General features: G+C 41.0%; 21 protein-coding genes and 3 tRNA genes. 14 read left to right on the top strand and 10 right to left on the bottom strand.

Annotated elements, in window-relative coordinates; all coding sequences use genetic code 11:
• The first annotated feature begins 195 nt into the window (after positions 1–195).
• A complete protein-coding gene (locus tag QMA12_RS18745) occupies positions 196–420 on the top strand; it encodes a hypothetical protein (RefSeq protein WP_087532785.1) in 225 nt (74 codons plus the stop codon).
• 115 nt (positions 421–535) lie between these two features.
• Complete coding sequence (locus QMA12_RS18740) at positions 536–904, top strand: YacL family protein (RefSeq protein ID WP_290211034.1); 369 nt, start codon at positions 536–538, stop codon at positions 902–904.
• Between the two features lie 39 nt (positions 905–943).
• Here QMA12_RS18740 and QMA12_RS18735 read toward each other — a convergent pair whose 3' ends face one another.
• Entirely contained in the window at positions 944–1,573 is a 630-nt protein-coding gene (locus QMA12_RS18735; protein WP_087532783.1) for a peroxiredoxin-like family protein, read from the bottom strand.
• 121 nt (positions 1,574–1,694) lie between these two features.
• Here QMA12_RS18735 and QMA12_RS18730 point away from each other — a divergent pair, with 121 nt between their 5' ends.
• A complete protein-coding gene (locus QMA12_RS18730; protein ID WP_290211033.1) occupies positions 1,695–2,318 on the top strand; it encodes a dUTP diphosphatase in 624 nt (207 codons plus the stop codon).
• On the opposite strand, the gene yrfG is transcribed toward QMA12_RS18730, so the two are convergent.
• Positions 2,315–2,965, bottom strand: a complete 651-nt coding sequence (gene yrfG, locus QMA12_RS18725; RefSeq protein ID WP_290211032.1) for a GMP/IMP nucleotidase — start codon at positions 2,963–2,965, stop codon at positions 2,315–2,317. The two genes, QMA12_RS18730 and yrfG, sit on opposite strands and share 4 nt — an antisense overlap.
• A 62-nt stretch (positions 2,966–3,027) precedes the next feature.
• Here yrfG and nudE point away from each other — a divergent pair, with 62 nt between their 5' ends.
• The 9 genes from nudE (at position 3,028) to QMA12_RS18680 (ending at position 10,710) form a co-directional block, all read left to right on the top strand.
• The gene (nudE, locus tag QMA12_RS18720; RefSeq protein WP_290211038.1) at positions 3,028–3,597 is read left to right on the top strand and encodes an ADP compounds hydrolase NudE; all 570 of its coding nucleotides are present in this window, start codon (positions 3,028–3,030) and stop codon (positions 3,595–3,597) included.
• Positions 3,594–4,391 carry a 3'(2'),5'-bisphosphate nucleotidase CysQ gene (gene cysQ / locus QMA12_RS18715; RefSeq protein ID WP_087532780.1) on the top strand — a complete coding sequence of 266 codons (798 nt, stop codon included), beginning with the start codon at positions 3,594–3,596 and terminating at the stop codon, positions 4,389–4,391. Before nudE ends, cysQ begins: the two co-directional genes overlap by 4 nt.
• 140 nt (positions 4,392–4,531) lie before the next feature.
• Positions 4,532–4,608 (top strand) — tRNA-Met (locus tag QMA12_RS18710).
• 160 nt (positions 4,609–4,768) lie between these two features.
• A tRNA-Met gene (locus tag QMA12_RS18705) sits at positions 4,769–4,845 on the top strand.
• Between the two features lie 64 nt (positions 4,846–4,909).
• A tRNA-Met gene (locus QMA12_RS18700) sits at positions 4,910–4,986 on the top strand.
• 655 nt (positions 4,987–5,641) lie between these two features.
• Positions 5,642–7,453 (top strand): assimilatory sulfite reductase (NADPH) flavoprotein subunit, encoded by a 1,812-nt coding sequence (locus tag QMA12_RS18695; protein WP_290211031.1) that lies wholly within the window; start codon positions 5,642–5,644, stop codon positions 7,451–7,453.
• 61 nt (positions 7,454–7,514) lie between these two features.
• Positions 7,515–9,212, top strand: coding sequence for an assimilatory sulfite reductase (NADPH) hemoprotein subunit (gene cysI / locus QMA12_RS18690; RefSeq protein ID WP_290211030.1), 1,698 nt, complete (start codon positions 7,515–7,517; stop codon positions 9,210–9,212).
• 43 nt (positions 9,213–9,255) lie between these two features.
• A complete protein-coding gene (locus QMA12_RS18685) occupies positions 9,256–9,996 on the top strand; it encodes a phosphoadenylyl-sulfate reductase (RefSeq protein WP_087532777.1) in 741 nt (246 codons plus the stop codon).
• Positions 9,997–10,179: 183 nt separating this feature from the next.
• Positions 10,180–10,710: a DUF4124 domain-containing protein gene (locus QMA12_RS18680; RefSeq protein WP_087532776.1), complete on the top strand. Its 531-nt coding sequence runs from the start codon at positions 10,180–10,182 to the stop codon at positions 10,708–10,710.
• Between the two features lie 177 nt (positions 10,711–10,887).
• On the opposite strand, the gene QMA12_RS18675 is transcribed toward QMA12_RS18680, so the two are convergent.
• The 4 genes from QMA12_RS18675 to QMA12_RS18660 form a co-directional block, all read right to left on the bottom strand.
• Positions 10,888–11,151, bottom strand: coding sequence for a hypothetical protein (locus QMA12_RS18675; RefSeq protein WP_290211029.1), 264 nt, complete (start codon positions 11,149–11,151; stop codon positions 10,888–10,890).
• Between the two features lie 106 nt (positions 11,152–11,257).
• Positions 11,258–14,005: an aconitate hydratase AcnA gene (acnA, locus tag QMA12_RS18670; RefSeq protein WP_290211028.1), complete on the bottom strand. Its 2,748-nt coding sequence runs from the start codon at positions 14,003–14,005 to the stop codon at positions 11,258–11,260.
• Positions 14,006–14,221: 216 nt separating this feature from the next.
• Complete coding sequence (locus QMA12_RS18665; RefSeq protein ID WP_087532773.1) at positions 14,222–14,650, bottom strand: hypothetical protein; 429 nt, start codon at positions 14,648–14,650, stop codon at positions 14,222–14,224.
• A gap of 85 nt (positions 14,651–14,735) precedes the next feature.
• Positions 14,736–15,116, bottom strand: a complete 381-nt coding sequence (locus QMA12_RS18660) for an RNA-binding S4 domain-containing protein (protein ID WP_087532772.1) — start codon at positions 15,114–15,116, stop codon at positions 14,736–14,738.
• 269 nt (positions 15,117–15,385) lie between these two features.
• On the opposite strand from QMA12_RS18660, the gene QMA12_RS18655 reads away from it, so the two are divergent.
• A complete protein-coding gene (locus QMA12_RS18655; RefSeq protein WP_087532771.1) occupies positions 15,386–15,673 on the top strand; it encodes a hypothetical protein in 288 nt (95 codons plus the stop codon).
• Positions 15,674–15,729: 56 nt separating this feature from the next.
• Positions 15,730–16,395 (top strand): hypothetical protein, encoded by a 666-nt coding sequence (locus tag QMA12_RS18650; protein ID WP_290211027.1) that lies wholly within the window; start codon positions 15,730–15,732, stop codon positions 16,393–16,395.
• Here QMA12_RS18650 and QMA12_RS18645 read toward each other — a convergent pair.
• The 4 genes from QMA12_RS18645 to QMA12_RS18630 form a co-directional block, all read right to left on the bottom strand.
• Positions 16,392–16,850: a cyclic nucleotide-binding domain-containing protein gene (locus tag QMA12_RS18645; protein ID WP_290211026.1), complete on the bottom strand. Its 459-nt coding sequence runs from the start codon at positions 16,848–16,850 to the stop codon at positions 16,392–16,394. The two genes, QMA12_RS18650 and QMA12_RS18645, sit on opposite strands and share 4 nt — an antisense overlap.
• Before the next feature lie 28 nt (positions 16,851–16,878).
• Positions 16,879–18,264, bottom strand: coding sequence for a nitrogen regulation protein NR(I) (ntrC, locus tag QMA12_RS18640; RefSeq protein ID WP_087532768.1), 1,386 nt, complete (start codon positions 18,262–18,264; stop codon positions 16,879–16,881).
• A gap of 16 nt (positions 18,265–18,280) precedes the next feature.
• Entirely contained in the window at positions 18,281–19,351 is a 1,071-nt protein-coding gene (gene glnL / locus QMA12_RS18635) for a nitrogen regulation protein NR(II) (RefSeq protein WP_290211025.1), read from the bottom strand.
• 87 nt (positions 19,352–19,438) lie between these two features.
• Positions 19,439–19,951, bottom strand: coding sequence for a DUF4124 domain-containing protein (locus QMA12_RS18630; protein ID WP_290211024.1), 513 nt, complete (start codon positions 19,949–19,951; stop codon positions 19,439–19,441).
• Between the last annotated feature and the right edge of the window lie 110 nt (positions 19,952–20,061).

The following is a 20,061-nucleotide window of genomic DNA, read 5'->3' as shown; positions in this document are numbered from 1 at the left end:
AGGCTTTTTAGCTAAGCTAGTGTCATAAACAATATTTGCTGTAGCCAATTTGACTGATATTTAGTAAAAATCACGATTTAAGATAAGTCGTTTTTGTCACTATAGTTTTAAAGTATTGATTATTAATGAATTAAATAATTGGCATGAAGTGTGTAAGTATCTAATAAGAAAATCAAATTAATAATTGAGGTTAACATGGCAGAGCAAGGTTCAGGCGGTAATGTAATCGCAGCAATTTGTAATATATTTTTTCCAGGTCTAGGGCAGCTAGTACAAGGGCGAATTTTGGCAGCTCTTGTTTTCGCAATAATTGTTTTTGGCGGTTATGCGCTATGGTTTTTGGTAATCCCTCCTATCATAGGTGCAATATTTCATTTGTGGGCGATCATTGATGCCGCACGCTTTAGAACCTACCGGTAGTAGGTTTACCGAAAGATAAAAATAGCGCTTTATAGCGCTATTTTTGTATCTGACTTTCGTTATTTATATCTTACTAGGTTATAATCTTGTGTATTAGCAGTACTGGAATAGAGTTATGGAATATCAATTTATACGCGATCCTATCAGTGGGCTGCGTATTAAAATCAGTAGCGAACATGCCGTGATTGGCCGTTGGTTAAATGAAGAAATCGGCAAAGATAAAATAGCCATGGTGCAAGCTTTAATTGCGTCAGTTGCCAGTTGCTATGAGCCGCTTACCTTACAAGGCCAAGAAATAGACTTGATCTTAAATAAAGATGAGGCCATTTTTGAAGCCCATGCATTGCACCAAGATTCAGAAGATTTAATCGCTTATCAAGATGATGAACTCATGCTTGAAGAAAACGGGCTTAGCAGTGGCTGTGGCTTTGAAGACTTTGTTGATTTAATTAACTCTTGGCAAGAATTTACCTCAGGAAGATAAGCAGGGCATAGAGGTCCTGCTAGTCAATCATAAAGGGGGTTATTGTTCAGCGACTGACTTTACTGCTGCCAATAGTAAGTTTTCAGTTAAGCGCACCTTATAGTTTGGATTAGCGTATTGAAAGTTAACTAGCCCCTTTTTATCTACTACAAATACCGCAGGTACAGGCAGTGCTACCTTAGCTTTGCCATCTAACGACACAAAGTTCACACCTAGTTTGTTACGATAGATAGTCGCTGTTTTATCGTCTAAATAAAATGCAAGGCCAAGCGCTTGGCTTAGTGTAAGGCTATCGTCTGAAAGTAGCTGATAATTAGGTGAGTCTATTTTACTCTCAGCTAATTTTTCTGGGCTGTCAGGTGATACTGCAATAATCTGCGCACCTAAATCAGCGATTTGTTGCTCTATATTTTGAATGCTAGCTAATTGCTTTGAACAATACGGGCACCAGCCGCCACGGTAAACGATAAGCACGGTTGTTTTTTCTGCGAAGCGTTTGCTTAAAACAACATTGTTCCCATCCTTATCTTTTAATGTTGTAGCAGGAACCATTAACCCCGGCATAAGTGGGCTGACTTTTTCAGCTTCATTGGCGATGTTTGTAGCTGTTGCAGCAGATACAACTGTGCTAATGAGTACGGAACAAGCGAGTAGAATAGGTTTTAGCATTTCATTCCCTTATTGATTGTTTAAACGTTCGGTTACAAGACAGGCTAGCAAGATAAACAATTTCATCAAACTGAATTTATCTGTATTATTAGCGTTAATTAAAATAGCAACTGGAAGAGACATGTCTGCCAATTTAAATAAACTAGTGGTGATGCTAGAAATGCAAAACGCTATGAATACCAAAGTTCATGAGCAATGGTTTAGCCAAGGTTTTGAGTGGAACCGCGCAATTTGGGTTGAATGTGCTGAAATGCTAGATCACTACGGTTGGAAATGGTGGAAAAAACAAACTCCAGATACAGAACAAGTAATCCTTGAACTTGTAGATATTTTTCATTTTGGTTTATCGCTGCGCATTGACGGAGAGACAAGCTATCTAGAGTTGGCTAAACAGCTAGAAAAGCAGCTAAATTCGCCAAAAACAGCTGATGACTTCAAACAAACCCTTGAAATTCTAGCTGCATCAGCTGTTGCCGATAAAGTGTTTAATGCAGAAGCATTCGCTGGTTGTATGGTACAAATCGGTATGAATATTGACGATTTATACCGTGGTTATGTCGGTAAAAATACGCTTAATTTCTTCCGTCAAGATCACGGCTATAAAGATGGTAGTTATATCAAAGTATGGCATGGTAAAGAAGACAACGAGCACTTAGTTGAAGTAGTAAAAAGCCTTGATACTGAGCAAGCAGACTTTGCTAAGCTAGTATATCAAGGCCTTGAGACACGTTACCCTAAAGGTTAAGGGTGTACGTTGCTAAAATCGGTGATACTTAAATAGTCGTTGATTTCATTGTGTGGTTGCTTACTGTCTGGGTTGGCAACCGCTAACAAATGACCTATCCCAAATTCTTTTGCAGCGTTTAATACGCTCAAACTGTCATCAATAAATAAGGTGCGCTGTTTATCAAACCCTAAATTAGCTTGCACTTGCTGCCATAAACTTTGGCTTTCTTTACTCACACCATATTGATGTGTAGAGACCACGCCATCTAAATAGTTATCTATATCTGTTTGCTCAAACTTAAGCATCACACTTTCTGGATGCGCATTGGTTAGTAATATTAGCTCTTTGTTTGCTTTACGCATGGCAGTTAAAAAAGCAGGTACATCTTCGCGTACTTTAATTAAATGCTGAGTTTGGCGTTTAAGTTCCATAATAGGTAAATTAAGCTGCTGTTGCCAATAGTCTAAGCAGTACCACTGAATTTGCCCATGCACAGCTTGGTATCGGTTATGTATATCAGCTTTGGCATCGGCTAAACTAATATTTTGCGCAATCGCAAGTTGCTCTGGGATAACATTAAGCCAAAAGTGATTATCAAAATGCAGATCAAGTAAAGTACCATCCATATCTAATAGTACTGTATCGATTTTTGACCAATTTAGCATAGGCATTTCTCTATAAAAGATTTATGATTGTAATAAGAAGCCATGATAGCAAATTAATGCCAATGACACAGAAAAAGCACCCAACACCACCGCAGATACTTAGTAATAATGTTGTTGCTAAAAGTCGTTTATTTACGGTTGAGTCTTTAGATTTAAAGTTCTCAAATAATGAACAACGCCAGTACGAACGGATCCGCGGCGGCGGTCGAGGTGCTGTGATGATAGTACCATTAACGGCTGATAATGAATTACTGCTTGTACGTGAGTATTGTGCTGGCACAAACGATTATCAACTTGGCTTCCCCAAAGGCCTAATAGATCCCGGTGAAACACCAGAGCAAGCGGCAAACCGTGAGCTTAAAGAAGAGGTTGGCTTTGGTGCTGAGCAATTAGAGCCTCTGAAGAAGGTCTCTATGGCGCCCAGTTATTTCAACGCCACGATGCATATTTTATTTGCCCAGCAGCTTTACCCACAAACACTTGAAGGTGATGAACCTGAGCCCTTAGTGGTGGTTAAGTGGCCATTAACACAATGGCAGTCATTATTACAACAAGATGACTTTACTGAAGCACGAAGCGTTGCAGCTTTGCTATTATTAATGAAGCGCATTGAATCGGGGAGCTGCGAATGAATAATTTACTTGAGCCATGTATTGAACTTGCACAAAGTGCAGGTGCAGCAATTATGGCAATTTATAAAAAAGATGATATTGGCCAGCAACAAAAGTCCGACCATACACCAGTGACAAAGGCAGATTTAGCCGCAAATGATGTATTGGTGGCTGGGTTAAAAGCACTTGCTCCTGATATACCTATTATGTCTGAAGAAACACCGATACCAGCGCTTGCAGATAGACAAGATTGGCAGCGTTACTGGCTACTTGATCCAATGGATGGTACTGGCGAGTTTATTCTTGAAAGTGGGGACTTCGCCGTGAATATTGCCCTAGTAGAAAATAACCGCCCAGTATTGGGTGTTATTTATTGGCCTGCCAAAGGGGTTACTTACTTTGCCAGTTATCAGAACGGCGCATTTAAGCGTAGCAATGACATTGATGAACAGATTAATGTTGCTACCCCAGACAGCCTTACGTTAGCCGTTAGTCGTCGCCAGAAGATAGAGGCGGTGAGCCAATATTTAAATACGCAGTTTACTACGGTTGCTGTGGGTTCTTGTTCTTTAAAAGCATGTATTGTTGCTGAAGGTAAAGCCGATTGCTTTTTACGTATTGGCCCAACGGGTGAGTGGGATACCGGTGCTTCACAAATTATTGTTGAAGAAGCGGGAGGATGTATAACAGATGCTGAATTTAATCCGCTTACGTATAATCAACGAGAGAGTACAGAAAACCCAGACTTTATCGTGATGGGGCACCCAGATTGGGAGTTCCAGAAAATGATAAGTCCGCACCAAAGAGCGCTTTAACCAGCGCTTTGCCTGCTTTTTGTTCGGTTGAACAGCTTTAAGTAGTTTAGGCCTTGCATTCTAATTTTATTCCTATATTATAGCGCTCTCTTCGAAACAGGCTCGCAAATAACACGAAACTGTTAAGAGGAAATTACAGGCGCGGGATGGAGCAGCCTGGTAGCTCGTCGGGCTCATAACCCGAAGGTCGTCGGTTCAAATCCGGCTCCCGCAACCAATTCTTTTAGTTAGGATTTGGTGCAATAGGTAGTTTAAAAGGTCGTCGGTTCACTCTTCACCTTTCACAGCTCCCGAAACCAATTCTTTTAAAGAAACGGTTACTGTAAACTCTTGGTTAGAGTGAAAATTAACTAGTCGATAGACTTAAAATATACAGGCGCGGGATGGAGCAGCCTGGTAGCTCGTCGGGCTCATAACCCGAAGGTCGTCGGTTCAAATCCGGCTCCCGCAACCAATTCTTCTGAATTGGCTGACTTCTTTAATAGAGTAAGAAGTAAAATAGCACTTAATATTTCAGGCGCGGGATGGAGCAGCCTGGTAGCTCGTCGGGCTCATAACCCGAAGGTCGTCGGTTCAAATCCGGCTCCCGCAACCAACTGAAATAACAATGTAGAATATTAAACAGACACGCCTAAAGCGTGTTTTTTTATGTCTGAAATTCAGTGAATATCTTGTTGATGCTGCTCATAACCCGAAGGTCGTCGGTTCGCTCTTCATAAACTCTGGCTCCCGCAACCAACTGAAATAAAATGTAATAATGAATCGACACTCTATACGAGTGTTTTTTTGTGCCTAAAATTCAGTGAATATCTTGTTGATGCTACTCATAACCCGAAGGTCGTCATCACTGCGTGAGGCACTCACTCTTCATAAACTCTGGCTCCCGCAACCACTGAAATAACAAGTTCTATTAAATCGATACGCCTAAAGCGTGTTTTGTATGCCTGAAATTCAGTGGAATCAATTAGCGAGATGTTTTAATAGGCAAGCTGAAGAGCAAGTGTAATACAGAAACTCGAAACTCCTCTTTAATCTGTTTTTGCAGGAAATAATCTAATTCCATAACTAAATGGAATAACAAAGCAGATTCTATTCTTTTTTTATTCGTCAATACCCCGTTATTCTTCACTCTCAGAGAAATCTTTGGAGCGAGTATTAACGCTTTAAAGTTGAAACAAATTTTAGGCAAAGTGATTCACTTATAAAGCAGTCATTTTGTAGTTAACTTTTAGGGTTACGGGGACGAATTCATGTTGTTAGGTCAACTCAATGCAGCGGCAAGCCCGCTATCGCAAGAGCAAGTACAAAAGCTACAAGGTTTAGTGGCTGAGCTTAATCCAATTCAGCAAGCTTGGGTGAGTGGTTACCTTGCTGCGAATGCAAATACTGCAGCCCTAGGTGGTGTTGTGGGCGCAGCACCGAGTGCAGGTGAAGCAGCTGCATTAACTATTTTATATGGTTCGCAAACCGGTAACTCAAAAGGTGTTGCAACTAAGCTGAAAGAGCAAGCTGAGTCACGCGGTTTGGCTGTTAAATTAGTGAGCATGGCCGATTACAAACCAACGGCGTTGAAAAAAGAAAAGTTCTTAACTGTTGTTGTGTCTACGTACGGTGAAGGTGAGCCGCCTGAAGATGCAGAAACACTGCATGAATTTTTAACCACTAAGAAAGCCCCTAAACTCGATGGCGTTAAAATCGCGGTAATTGGTTTAGGTGACTCAAGCTATGAATTTTTCTGCCAGACAGCCAAAGATTTTGAAGAGCGCTTAAATAAATTAGGCGCAGAGACAATTTACCAGCGCGCTGATTTAGATGTTGATTACGATGATGAAGCAGCTACTTGGATCACTGGCGCATTAGATGCCTTTGAGCCTGACTTAAAAGCACAGCAAGATACAGGTGGCCAAGTTGTTTCTATGCCATTTGGCGCACCAGCAGCGGCTGCTAGCCAATACACTAAGCAAAACCCATTTGCGGCAGAGCTTAGTGCGGTGCAAAAGATTACCGGCCGTGATTCTACTAAAGATGTTCGCCACGTTGAAATCTCTCTTGAGGGCTCCGATATTACTTACACGCCGGGTGACTCTCTGGGTGTGTATTTCTTAAATGATGAAGTATTGGTCGACGAAGTACTTGAACTGACACAAATAGATGCTGCAAGTCCAGTTAAGCTTGGCGATGAAGAGCTAACTATCCGCGATGCATTAATTGAAAAATTAGAGCTAACGCAATCCTACCCAGGCTTTGTTGAAAAGTACGCAGTGGCAACGGGGACACCAGAGTTATTAAAGCTGGTGGAAGATAAAGCGGCAATGCGTGAATACATAGAACCACGCCAAATATTTGATGTGATCCGCCAAAATCCAGCACAAGTCGAAGCACAAACACTCGTTGATTGCCTACGTAAATTACAAGCACGTTTGTATTCAATCGCCTCAAGCCAAGCTGAGGTTGAAGACGAAGTTCATTTAACAATTGGACTGGTTGAATTTGACGCCTTTGGCAGCGAACACTTAGGTGGCTGTTCTGGTTATTTAGCTCGTCGTGCTGAAGAAGGCTGTAAAGTAAAAGTATTTAGTGAGCACAACGATAATTTCCGTTTACCAAGCAATGACGAAACACCAGTGATTATGGTCGGTCCTGGTACGGGTATTGCGCCGTTCCGTGCATTTTTACAAGAGCGTGATTCGCGAGAAGCATCGGGTAAAAACTGGTTGTTCTTCGGTAATCCACACTTTACTCAAGACTTCTTGTATCAAGTAGAGATTCAAGGTTATTTAAAATCAGGCCTATTGAGCAAAGTTGATGTGGCATTTAGTCGCGACCAAGCTGAAAAAGTCTATGTACAAGACAAGCTTCGCCAAAACAGTAAGGACGTTTTTGCATGGTTAGAAGCGGGCGCACACATCTACATTTGTGGTGATGCAAACCGTATGGCGAAAGACGTACACAATGCCTTGGTTGATATCATCAGCGAAAATACAGGTAAGAGCTTTGAAGATGCAGATCAGTATTTAAAAGACTTACGTAGCGCAAATCGCTATCAGAAAGACGTGTATTAATCACGTTTCTTATTTTATTTAACAGCTAACAGCCGTCACTGTAACAAATTTAGGATTTAAAATGAGCGAACAAGATAAAAACGTAAAGCTTTCTGATAACGAGCGTTTGAAAAGAGAAAGTAACTTTTTACGTGGCACTATAGAGCAAGATTTAAAAGACGAGATCACCGGTGGTTTTACCGCGGATAACTTTCAGTTAATTCGTTTCCACGGTATGTATCAACAAGATGACCGCGATATTCGTGGTGAGCGTGCTAAGCAAAAGCTTGAGCCACTACACAATGTAATGCTGCGTGCACGTATGCCTGGCGGTATTATCAAGCCTGAACAGTGGCTTGCGATTGATAAATTTGCTGATGAGAAAACCAGCTACGGTAGTATCCGCTTAACAACACGTCAAACGTTTCAGTTTCATGGCGTATTAAAGCCAAATATTAAAGGCATGCACCAAATGCTTAATAGCGTGGGTATCGACTCAATCGCAACAGCAGGTGATGTGAACCGTAACGTACTATGTACCACGAACCCAGTTGAGTCTGAGCTTCATCAGGAAGCATACGATTGGGCAGCAAAAATTTCAGAGCATTTGCTACCAAAAACTAAAGCGTATGCTGAAATTTGGTTAAATGGCGAAAAGGCAGAAACCACTGAAGAGCCGATTTTAGGGTCTAATTACTTACCGCGTAAATTTAAGACCACTGTGACGATCCCACCTAATAATGAAGTGGACGTTCATGCAAATGATTTAAACTTTGTGGCAATTGCAGAAAATGGAAAGCTAGTTGGTTTTAATGTGTTAGTCGGTGGCGGTCTTGCTATGACTCACGGTGATACTGCTACGTATCCACGTAAAGCGGATGACTTTGGTTTTATTGCCCTAGAAGACACGTTAAAAATTGCTGAGCATGTGGTATCAGTACAACGTGATTGGGGTAATCGTTCGAACCGTAAAAATGCAAAGACTAAATACACCTTAGACCGTGTTGGTTCAGATGTATTTAAAGCGGAAGTCGAAAAGCGTGCCGGTGTTACCTTTGCTCCTAGCCGCCCATTTGAATTCACTCACCGTGGCGATCGTATTGGCTGGGTTGAAGGGATTGATGGCAAGCATCACTTAACGCTATTTATTCAAAGTGGCCGTATTTTAGATTACCCAGATAAGCCACTGAAAACAGGTTGCCGTAAAATTGCTGAAGTTCACCAAGGTGATATGCGCATGACGGCGAACCAAAATTTAATTATTGCCGGTGTGCCAGCCGATCAAAAAGCAGTGATCGAAGAAATTGCCCGTAATCATGGTTTAATTGACGACAAAGACACTGAGCAACGCAAAAACTCGATGGCCTGTGTAGCATTACCCACTTGCCCGCTTGCAATGGCTGAGGCTGAGCGTTACTTACCAAGTTTAATTGAAAAGACAGAAGCACTGTTAGCTAAGCATGGTATCCCTGATGACAGCATCATTATGCGTGTTGTTGGTTGTCCTAATGGCTGTGGCCGCGCGATGTTGGCTGAAGCTGGTTTAGTGGGTAAAGGACCTGGAAAATATAACGTGTACTTAGGGGGTAACCTTGAAGGCACACGTATTCCTAAATTGTATTTAGAAAATGTCGGCGAAGACGTGTACCTAGATGCCTTTGACAAGCTAATTGGTCAATGGGCAAGTGAGCGTAACGACGGCGAATGTTTTGGTGACTTTGTGATTCGTAAAGGCATTGTTGCTGAAGTTAAAGTGTCAGTCACCGATTTTCACGCTTAATTTAAAAGCAAGCGGTAACGCTTGCTGAGGTTTGGAATTTACTATGAGTGAATTTAAAAACATATTACAGCTCGATAAAGAAAGCCAAGTTGCTTTACTTGCTGATGCTAACGGCATATTGAAAGATATGAGCGCTGAGCAGCGTGTTGTATGGGCGCTGGATAATTTGCCCGATACACAGTTTTTATCATCAAGCTTTGGTATTCAAGCTGCTGTGATGTTGCACTTAGTAACAACACAGCGCCCAAATATACCTGTAGTACTGACGGATACAGGGTATTTATTCCCTGAGACTTACCAGTTTATTGAGCAGATGACGGAGCGTTTATCACTTAATTTAAAAGTGTATAAATCAACGCTAAGTCCTGCATGGCAAGAAGCTAAATTTGGTAAATTGTGGGAGCAAGGCGAGGCGGGCATTAAGCAATATAATCAGCTTAATAAAGTCGAGCCGATGACCCGTGCTTTAAAAGAGATTGATGCTGGTACTTGGTTTAGTGGCCTGCGCCGTGATCAGGCGTCTACTCGTGCAGATAAACAAATTGTTGAAATCAGCCGAGGAACAGTGAAGGTTTATCCAATTATTGAATGGACTAACCGCGATGTGTATCAATATTTAACTAAGCATGATTTACCTTACCATCCACTTTGGGAGCAAGGGTATGTGTCTATGGGCGATGTCCATACAACCCGAAAACTAGAACCTGGTATGACGGAAGAAGAAACGCGCTTCTTTGGTTTAAACCGTGAATGTGGACTACATATTGATGGTGATGGGATTTAATCCTAAATAGCTCTCTGAATATTCTAAAACGCAGCCTGGCTGCGTTTTTCATTTTATTAACGCCGGTGCATTTAATATTTTTTTAAAAAAGCTGAAAGATAGTGATGAGCTTGGTAGAATTATTACTCGCTACCAATGACGGTAGTTTTTTAGTTCATATCAACTTATCTCAAAGGATTGAAAATGAAGTACTTTGCATATCTAGCTGTGATGGTATTGCTTATAAGTGTTGTAGCACTATTTTACTTGAAGCGTCCGGATGGGCAAGCGTGGCTAACTACAGAGCAAGTAACAAATAAGTCTGGCGCTTTAAAAGAACAAATGGTTGCGCTTTCAAGTGATACGCTTGATCAAGCTGTAAAGTTAGTTACGGACACTAGTAGTAAGGTAGTGGAAAAGGTTACATCTAGTGCAAAGCCTTCTACAACTGTCATATATAAATGGCAAGATGAGACTGGGCAATGGCATTATTCAGATCAACCCAACCCCAATGGTAATAGTGAGCAAATGGTATTAGACCCAAATGATGTCACCATGGTTGCGGCTGAAGACACTTCAATACTTAAAGGTAGTGCTAAATCGGGCGGTACACCACTGAAAAAAGCGCCGACAAGTGCTTATGATCCCATCGTTATTAAAAAGCTGTTTGACGACGCAGAGCAAGTAAAGTCACAATTAGAGCTGCGTAATAACGCCCTCGAACAATCGCGTTAATATACCTAAACGACCTTAAGGTGCATAGCTCAGCATTTCATAGGTGCTTAATATCATACTTTGTGCTAATTTTTGATGGAGGCTTTCTGTTGTCCGAAGCGATAAGTAATACTTTGTTTAATATGACTTAAGATGTAATACACACATAGCAATAGCTGAATAAAGACCCTAAAGTGTTTAATTATCTTTAACGGTGAGCTCAATCTTTTTCAGTTTCTTATGCTTAGCTTCAAGGTGCATAAGGTAAATAGTTAAGTAAATCTTTGTTGGTAATGAGAATAAAATCCCGATAGCGATACATGTTGCACTGATTGTAATTCTTTGGACGCTATTAATAGCATCAAACAAGTCAGACATAAGCAAGTAGTGACCTAATAATATTAGGCACAGCCCTGAGATGATAAATACTTTAAGTATTTTGATGATGGATAGATCAGGCATACACTCGTTATCCTAGCTTTTATGTAACTCAGTGTAGCCAATAATATGAAATGTGATTTGTTTTGAATCAAACTGGGGTTGATTTTAGGCAACCCCATTTGTTTATTTACTCTTGCAGCATATTTCTTAATACATATTGTAAGATGCCGCCATGCTTGTAGTAGTCCCACTCTTTTGGTGTATCAATACGCACATCGGCGCTAAAGCTCACTTGCTTACCTTCACTATTGGTGACAATAACGCTTACTTCATCCGTTTTGTCATACAAGCCTTCAATATCAAACTGCTCTTGACCTGTAAGCCCCAGTGACTCATGACTTTCACCATCTTTAAATTGTAAAGGTAATACGCCCATACCTATTAAATTAGAGCGGTGAATGCGCTCGTAACTCTGTGCAATCACGGCTTTAACACCTAATAATAAAGAGCCCTTAGCAGCCCAATCTCGCGATGAGCCCGTGCCATACTCAGCCCCAGCAAGAACGACTAAAGGTATACCTTGTTTTTGGTATGCCATTGCTGCGTCGAAAATACTAGCAAGTTCATTATCGGGTTGCGTGCGTGTAACGCCTCCTTCAGTACCTGGTGCAAGTAAGTTCTTTAATCTTACATTGGCAAAAGTGCCGCGCATCATCACTTCATGGTTACCACGGCGAGAACCGTAGGAATTGAACTGTGATTTTTCAACTCCATGGCGTTGTAAGTATTCGCCAGCAGGTGCACTAGCTTTAATCGCACCAGCAGGTGAAATATGATCGGTGGTCACTGAGTCACCTAGTTTAGCCAAACAGCGTGCGCCGCTAATGTTTGGAATACCCGGTGGTTCAACACTCATACCATCAAAAAATGGCGCTTTTTTGATGTAGGTAGAAGCATCATTCCAGTCATATAATTTGCCATCAGGTATTTTAATTTGTTGCCAGCGTTCATCACCTTTGTAAACATTACCGTAGCTGCTAGCAAACATTTCTTTTGTAACTGTCTTCTTCACAAGCTCGTTTACTTCACTGACACTTGGCCAAATATTTTTAAGATAAATGTCATTGCCGTTGCTATCTTGCGCTAAAGGCTCATTGTATACATCGATATTGGTACGCCCTGCAATTGCATAAGCAACTACTAAAGGTGGAGACGCTAAAAAGTTCATCTTTACATCTTGGTGAATCCGTCCTTCAAAGTTCCTGTTACCCGATAGTATAGAGCTTACCACTAACTTGTGTTTTTGAATTGCTTCAGAAATTTCATCAGGTAGTGGCCCTGAATTACCAATACATGTAGTACAGCCATAGCCAACAAGGTTAAACCCTAATGCTTCTAAATCATCCATTAGCTCAGCGCTTTTCAAGTAGTCTGTGACTACTTGTGAGCCCGGTGCTAGTGAGGTTTTGACCCAAGGTTTTACATTAATGCCTAATTGGCGTGCTTTTTGTGCGACTAAACCGGCAGCTAAAATTACACTTGGATTAGAGGTGTTAGTACAGCTAGTTATGGCTGCAATTACACATGCACCATCATTCAGCTCAAATTCTTGGCCTTTAAAACTAACTTTTGCAGCACCCATAAATTGCGCTTCATCAACCGGTTCATCTGGGTTTGTAGTTGGCCCTTCACTTTCGATACGAGCCTGTTGTTCATCGCTTTTATCTCGAGAGGCTATTCGCTCATCTTGAAAGCCTTTTAAGTGCTCGCCAATTATATCGCCAGCTTTATCAAGAGCGATTCTGTCTTGTGGGCGTTTAGGGCCAGCTAAACTCGGCACTACGTCATCAAGTTTTAATTCTAGCTTATCGGTGTAATTAGCTTCGTCACCAGCATTACGCCATAAACCTTGGTGCTTGGCGTAATCTTCAATGAGCTTTAATTGCGTTTCATCACGGTTAGTTAAGCGTAAATAATTAATTGTTTCGTCATCAATTGGGAATATACCGCAGGTAGCACCATACTCCGGTGCCATGTTAGCGATCGTCGCGCGATCAGCTAATGGTAAATCAGCAAGGCCATCACCATAGAATTCAACAAATTTACCTACAACGCCATGGTTGCGCAGCATTTCAGTCACAGTCAACACTAAATCAGTTGCTGTGGTTCCCTCAGGTAGGCGACCGTCAAGCTTCATACCGACCACTTGTGGGATCAATAAGCTTATAGGCTGACCAAGCATAGCCGCTTCGGCTTCTATGCCACCTACCCCCCAGCCAAGCACGCCTAAGCCATTGATCATAGTCGTGTGGGAGTCGGTACCAACGAGCGTGTCAGGGTAGGCAAACTTTTGGCCGTTGCGCTCTTCATTAAATACAACACGGGCTAAATACTCTAAGTTTACTTGGTGAACGATACCGGTAGCTGGTGGCACTACTTTTAAATTATCAAATGCCGTTTGTCCCCAACGTAAAAATTCATAACGTTCTTTATTGCGTTCATATTCGAGTTTGGCATTTAAATCAAATGCGCCATCATCGCCGTAACCATCAACTTGTACAGAGTGATCGATAACAAGTTCCGCAGGAGAAAGCGGATTTATTTTCGCCGGATCACCACCGAGTTTTTTCATGGCATCACGCATTGCGGCTAAATCAACAATTGCTGGCACACCTGTAAAATCCTGCATTACCACACGCGCGGGAGTAAATGCCACTTCGGCGCTGGGTTTAGCCTGAGGGTCCCAATCAAGTAAAGCTTCAATGTCTTGCTTTTTTATATTGACGTCATCTTCATTACGTAACAAGTTTTCAAGCAAAATCTTGAGCGAAAAAGGTAGTCGCTTGGCTTTATCCCCGAGTCCTTGTAATGAATGAATGTGAAATTGCTCACCGTTAATTGTGAGTTGTTTTTGGGTGTCAAAACTATTGCTCATTATATGCCCCTTTATGGTACCGGTTAGGTATGGTGAATATCCTTAAATTGTAAATTTAATCGCTTACTTAATAGCGTAACCTCTTCATTATTTAATCAAATGCAAAGTGCATACCAAAATAAAATTGTATTATTTTAATACACTTTATTTAATTGATCTGGTCCTTAATTTTCATATTTCAAGTAGTCAGTATCAGGAAGGAGACTCTCAATAAAATTATTTTAACCAGCCTTGTTTAACGCCTTTATGACTGACTAACAGAAGTAATATCGCGATGATAATGACAAACATAGGCATAAAAACGGCACTTGCGCCAAGCAGTTCTATACTGTTGATGATAATAAAGTTATAAAATTGCTGTACGGCAATAGCCGCCAACGATGATGCAAATACACTGCGAGCAAGGGAGCGCTTAAGAATTAAAAGTATCGAGCCAAAGGTGCCTCCAAATACCGCAATTGCGAATGCAACTGTTGACCAAAGAGGAATGTTAGAATATGCAGCTTGTTGTTCTACAGGAAGTTTATTTATCATTTCAGGTGTCATCAGCATCTGTATGATAAAGGCAATAACACCTAATAAATTCCAAACAAGCGCTGCCCAAGCGGTGCTTTTTAGCCAGTTTGGCGGGGGAGGGTTCGCCATAATTACCTTCTTAATTATTATTTTAAAAAGGTAATTAAAGACGACGGTGAGTTAATTTACAAGCTAAGGCGTGGGCTTAAATCAATTAACCAAATGAAATAGGCCGACGACCTGTTTTTTCATCTACTTTTGGCTTTTTAGTGCGTTTGCGCTTACTTTTAGCCGGTGTTGCTTCTGTAGTGCTTGTTTTTGTTACCTCAGGTTGCGTATTTTGTACTGGTCTTTGAGCCGGAGTAGCATCTTCACTTAACGTTAATTGAAACCATTCACCATCAAACTCAAGTACATCGCCACTGTATAATTTTTTCCGCTTTATTGTACATATTTCATGGTTAACACCCACGTAGCCTTCACTAATTAGGTTCTTTGCTTGGCCACCACCTTCAACTAAATCAAGAACTTTGAGTAACTTGCATAGTTCAATGGGTTCTTCTTCTAATTCTATTTCAATGTATTCATCGTTCATATTTGGTCTCAGTGAGGTAGGGCATAGCCTTTATTATAAAGACTTAGAGCGAATTTTGCATCACACCTTGTGCAGTGAAAAAAATTAAGCTGAATTTTATTTTAAACTTTTTTAGTTTTTTCTGGGTCTTTAAAAAAACTGCAGTAATTGAAGGTTAAGCTGCAACTCGTAAATCTGGCCTGTTATTTGCCAATACATGATTCAAATTTTATCAACGCTAGATAGCAGCAACCAAATGTAAGTGCTATTACATTGAAATGGAGTAGAAAATGGGCGTAAGATTAGCAATGCGAAAAGAGTTAATGGGTTTAAATAACTCGGATATGTTAACTGCCGATGATGTCAGGACACACCTTACAAAAATAGTGAAGCAACAACCGCAAAGCACACAAAAGGGCTTTTCGGTTATTTCAAAATTTAACGATAACCATAGTCAATTAGTCAGTGGCGATAATAACAAAGAGCGTTTGCTTAAGTTCGAACGTCATCGCTTGTTTAAAGATGTGTTATACACCCGCCAAAGTGTCGATGCGTGGTTAAACAGTCAAATGAATTAAGTTGCTTTTAATAATCACCTCCAATAGACTACAAGTGTAATCATTTGGAGGTGATCATGAAAAATGGACTTTTAATATTTATTTTGCTCGCATTTTTGGCTGCATGCCAACAACCCACCGTTTATATTTTTAGCGAAAACTTGCAGGATGAACAACGTCAGCAGCTTGATGTGGCTCTAAAAGCACAATCACTACCTTATGAGTATGTCGAGCTTGAGGTGCCAAGAGAGTTTGGTGCTGCGACATTGATGTTAGCAAATGACAAAATTTTACGCACACAAACGCAGCAGTTAGCGGCCATTATGCAAGCGCTGGGGTATCAACCTGAAATAAGTTATACAACACGAGCAAATCATTTTTATGGTGATGGTAATATTGGTTTTTATCTAAAAAATGTAGATTCAGATAAAACATTTACTATGCCGAAAGCTTTGCGTACCAGCGAATGTGAAAAGGATGAGGATAACGATTTAGCGGTGAGTTTTACTTCTCAACATGCCCAGTTCACGTTATCCAGCGGAGCAAAGGTAGTTTTAGAATGGGAGTACTTATACGGTTATTTGGTTATCTACTACAGTAACTATTCACAAACCTACACTCATTCAAAGCCATTGGTCGAAACTCCTTTTGGCCTTAAGCCGTCAGATAAATATTCAATCACGGCGCATGTTAATAAGCCAAGTTGGCTAAACTGTTCGTTGCAGGTCGTGTATATGGATTAAGGGTGGTTTTCAATATGCGCACTAAGCTTAGCAATACGCTCGCTCATACCTTCAATAATGCGGTCTTTAATTTTCTCGCGGATGACGTTAGGTAAGCGTGTCAGTGCCTCAGCCGTAATGGCAAGTACAATGGTGTCGCTTTTTGCCTGGGCACTGGTGCTGCGCTCTCGGTTATTAATAAATGCACCTTCGCCAATAAACTCACCAGGTTCTATAGTACCTAAATCCACTAGATGGCTATGTTTAAAGACCATAATGGCGCCACTAAGAACAATATAGAGTTGCTTATCGTTATCGTATTGTTTAAATAGAAACCGATTTTGATGAACTAAATATAAATGACTGAATGATTCAAGTAATACCTGCCGCTCATTAAGGGTAAACTCTTTAAAAAAATTCAGTCTATTGATAATTTCCATCTGTTTTATTAATGGAATGTGCTCGATCAGCTTCATGGCGCATCAATACCGTTAGTCATCTTGTTTAACTAATATTGCGCTCTTTTAATTTACGGGTCAATGTATTGCGCCCCCAGCCAATCTTAACTGCCGCTTCTTGCTTGTGTCCAGCACAGTTAGCTAAAGCCGTTTTAATTAAGCGGGTTTCTAGTTGTGCCTGTACGTTTGGCCAAATGTTCTGTTTACCTTGTTTCAGCTCTTGATTTAACCATTGTTGGAACGAATCTAACCAGTCACCCTCTTGTTGAGAAACTTCGGCTTCGAGAATTTCGGGTGGTAAATCTTGCTCACTTATAAGCTCACCCGGAGCCATTACAGTTAACCAGCGGCAGGTGTTTTCTAATTGACGCACATTGCCTGGCCAGCCGAATAGGCGTAGCTGTTCAGTTGCTTTAGGACTCAGTATTTTGCTTTCTACTTGTAAATCTTTAGCGCTTTTGTGTAAAAAGTGCTGTGCTAACCGTTCAATATCTTCGGTACGTTCACGTAAAGCAGGGAGTCGAAGGCGAACAACATTCAAACGATGAAATAAATCATCCCTAAATTTACCTTGTTTAACTAGGTCTTCAAGGTTTTGGTGTGTTGCGGCTATGATACGTACATCAACCTTAATGCTTTGATGGCCACCCACACGATAAAATTCACCATCCGCTAGTACGCGTAATAAACGAGTTTGCACATCCAGTGGCATATCGCCTATTTCATCTAAAAACAGAGTGCCGCCGTTAGCTTGTTCAAAACGACCTTTACGGACACTATCTGCCCCAGTGAAAGCGCCTTTTTCATGGCCGAACAACTCAGACTCAACTAGTTCTTTAGGTATGGCGGCCATGTTAAGCGCGATAAATTGATTTTCTTTACGCGGGCTGTGATTATGTAAGGCACTTGCGACAAGCTCTTTACCTGTGCCTGACTCTCCATTAATCAATACACTCATACTCGAAGCTGATAACTTACCAATAGCACGAAACACCTCTTGCATTGCGGGGGCTTCACCAATGATATGTGCACTTTTAGGCGGAGCAGCCTTGCGTTTAGTCTTCTTCGCAGAATTTGCACGACAGGCACTTTCAACTAGAGCAACGGCTTCATTTAAGTCAAACGGTTTGGCCAGATATTCGAACGCCCCTTTTTGAAAGGCATTAACCGCAGAGTCTAAATCTGAATGAGCGGTCATTATAATCACAGGTAAGCCAGGGTTTTGCTCTGCGATTAACTCTAGTAATGCCATACCATCCATGCCAGGCATACGTACGTCAGAGACAAGTACCGTTGGTTGGCTAAATTTTAGTGCGCTCAATACATCTTGTGCATTGGCAAAACTTTCTGTATTAAACCCGGCACGAGAAAGCGCTTTTTCTAATACGAAGCGAATAGATGCATCGTCATCAACAAGCCAAACTGTTTTCATGGGCACTCCACATTAATTAATCCACAAAAGGCAGATATATATTAAATTCTGTATGACCAGGCCAGCTATCGCATTCGATATAGCCATTGTGTTGATCTATCAACGTTTGCGCTATTGAGAGCCCTAAACCTGAGCCACCTTCTTTATTGGTGATCATTGGATAAAATAAGGTTTCTTTAATATTGCTATCAATACCTGGTCCGTTATCTGATATTTGGATCAGCAAAGCTTTCTTAGGTGCTTTATCTGGGCGGCGCTGTTGATGGCTAATACGTGTTTTGAGCTTAATTACCCCGCCATCGACTAGTGCTTGTTGTGCATTACGAATAATATTTAATACGACTTGCTGAATTTTACCTTGGTCTATAAATACGTCAGGTATACTTGGGTCGTAATCTTTTTCTAGGCTAATATTGGCATTGCTGTCGAGCATACTAAGCTTTACAACAGATTCTAATGTTTGGTGAATATTACCGTGTGACTTCTGTGGTAATTGATTCGGGCCAAGAAGCCTATCCACAAGCTCTCTTAAACGGTCTGCTTGCTCAATAATTAGCTCTGCACATTGATCGCGCTCTTGCTGATCAACCTCATACTGCAATAATTGCGCCGCTCCGCGAATTCCGCCAAGGGGATTTTTAATTTCGTGTGCAAGCCCACGAATGAGGTTTCGTGCAGCTTGATATTGATGCATTTGATTGGATGCTTGATCATGGCGAATTTCATCGTCTGTTTGTCGACACTCAAATAAAATATAATACTCATCATCGAGTTTTACCCGCCTTGCACTAATAGCGAGTTTTGCATGGCGAGAATCGACGAAAACCACGTCAGCTCTATGTTGATGGCAATCTACACCGTCCATTAAAGCGTATTTAGCAATGCGTTCTAAGTCTACGGAATGGTAGTTAAACAGGTTATCAAAAGGCTGATTAAGAATGCGTTTGGGGCCGAGCCCTAATAGTTCACTTGCACTGTCATTGACATAAACTAAAGTGAAATTTTTATCGAGTAAAATAACCGCAGTTGTTAGATTTTTCCAAATACTGGTTAATAGTTCAGGGCTGAATTTTTTATTATTGGACATTGTTGCACCATTTTAGTGCGTTGATGATAGCTAGCAGCTTAGCACATATATTTATAATCAGAGCGTCATTATAAAAAATAGCGTAGGCTATAATGATGACTGCCGATGCATAAAGAATACACTCTTGGGGCTAGCCGATAGTACATTGCCTTTTGGGTCAAATAATTTAACTTGTAAGGAATGTTCGCCGCGGTCAACGTTACGAAGTGCAAAGGTGCTAATGTTGCTTGGCTCTGCGTAGGCTACGCCATCAACGAATAATTGAATTGTAAAGCCATTCTCAAAGCGTGGTGAAATTCGGCTGGTCACATACACTGAGCCGGTATTTTCTCTAACTGTTTCTTCATGGGCTGGAGATGCGACGACAATTTTAAAGCTTTTGGCGGCGGCAGGTTTGGCTTCATTTAAGATACTGGTGTCAGTGGTAGGCATAGCAAGAATTTGACTTGTTAGTTTAACTTCCTGCGCACCCACTTTAGGTGTGTCAGAAAAAACAACAGCGCCATTTTTATCCTTCCAAGTATAAATTTTTTTATCACCTGAATAACCATAAAAGCTGAATAAAATTGTCGTCAGCAATACCAAAATCTTTGTTTTCACTCTTGAACCCTGTGTTTTTTGCACTAATTAAACTTTAGTGGAGAATGAAACATTTTGCCATAAAAAAAGCCCGTAAAACGGGCCTTGAGAACACACATATATTATCTATA

Origin of the sequence: Pseudoalteromonas sp. APC 3893 (assembly GCF_030408095.1) — a bacterium.
Taxonomy (GTDB): Bacteria; Pseudomonadota; Gammaproteobacteria; order Enterobacterales; family Alteromonadaceae; genus Pseudoalteromonas.
This window is presented reverse-complemented; position numbering and strand designations above follow the sequence as displayed.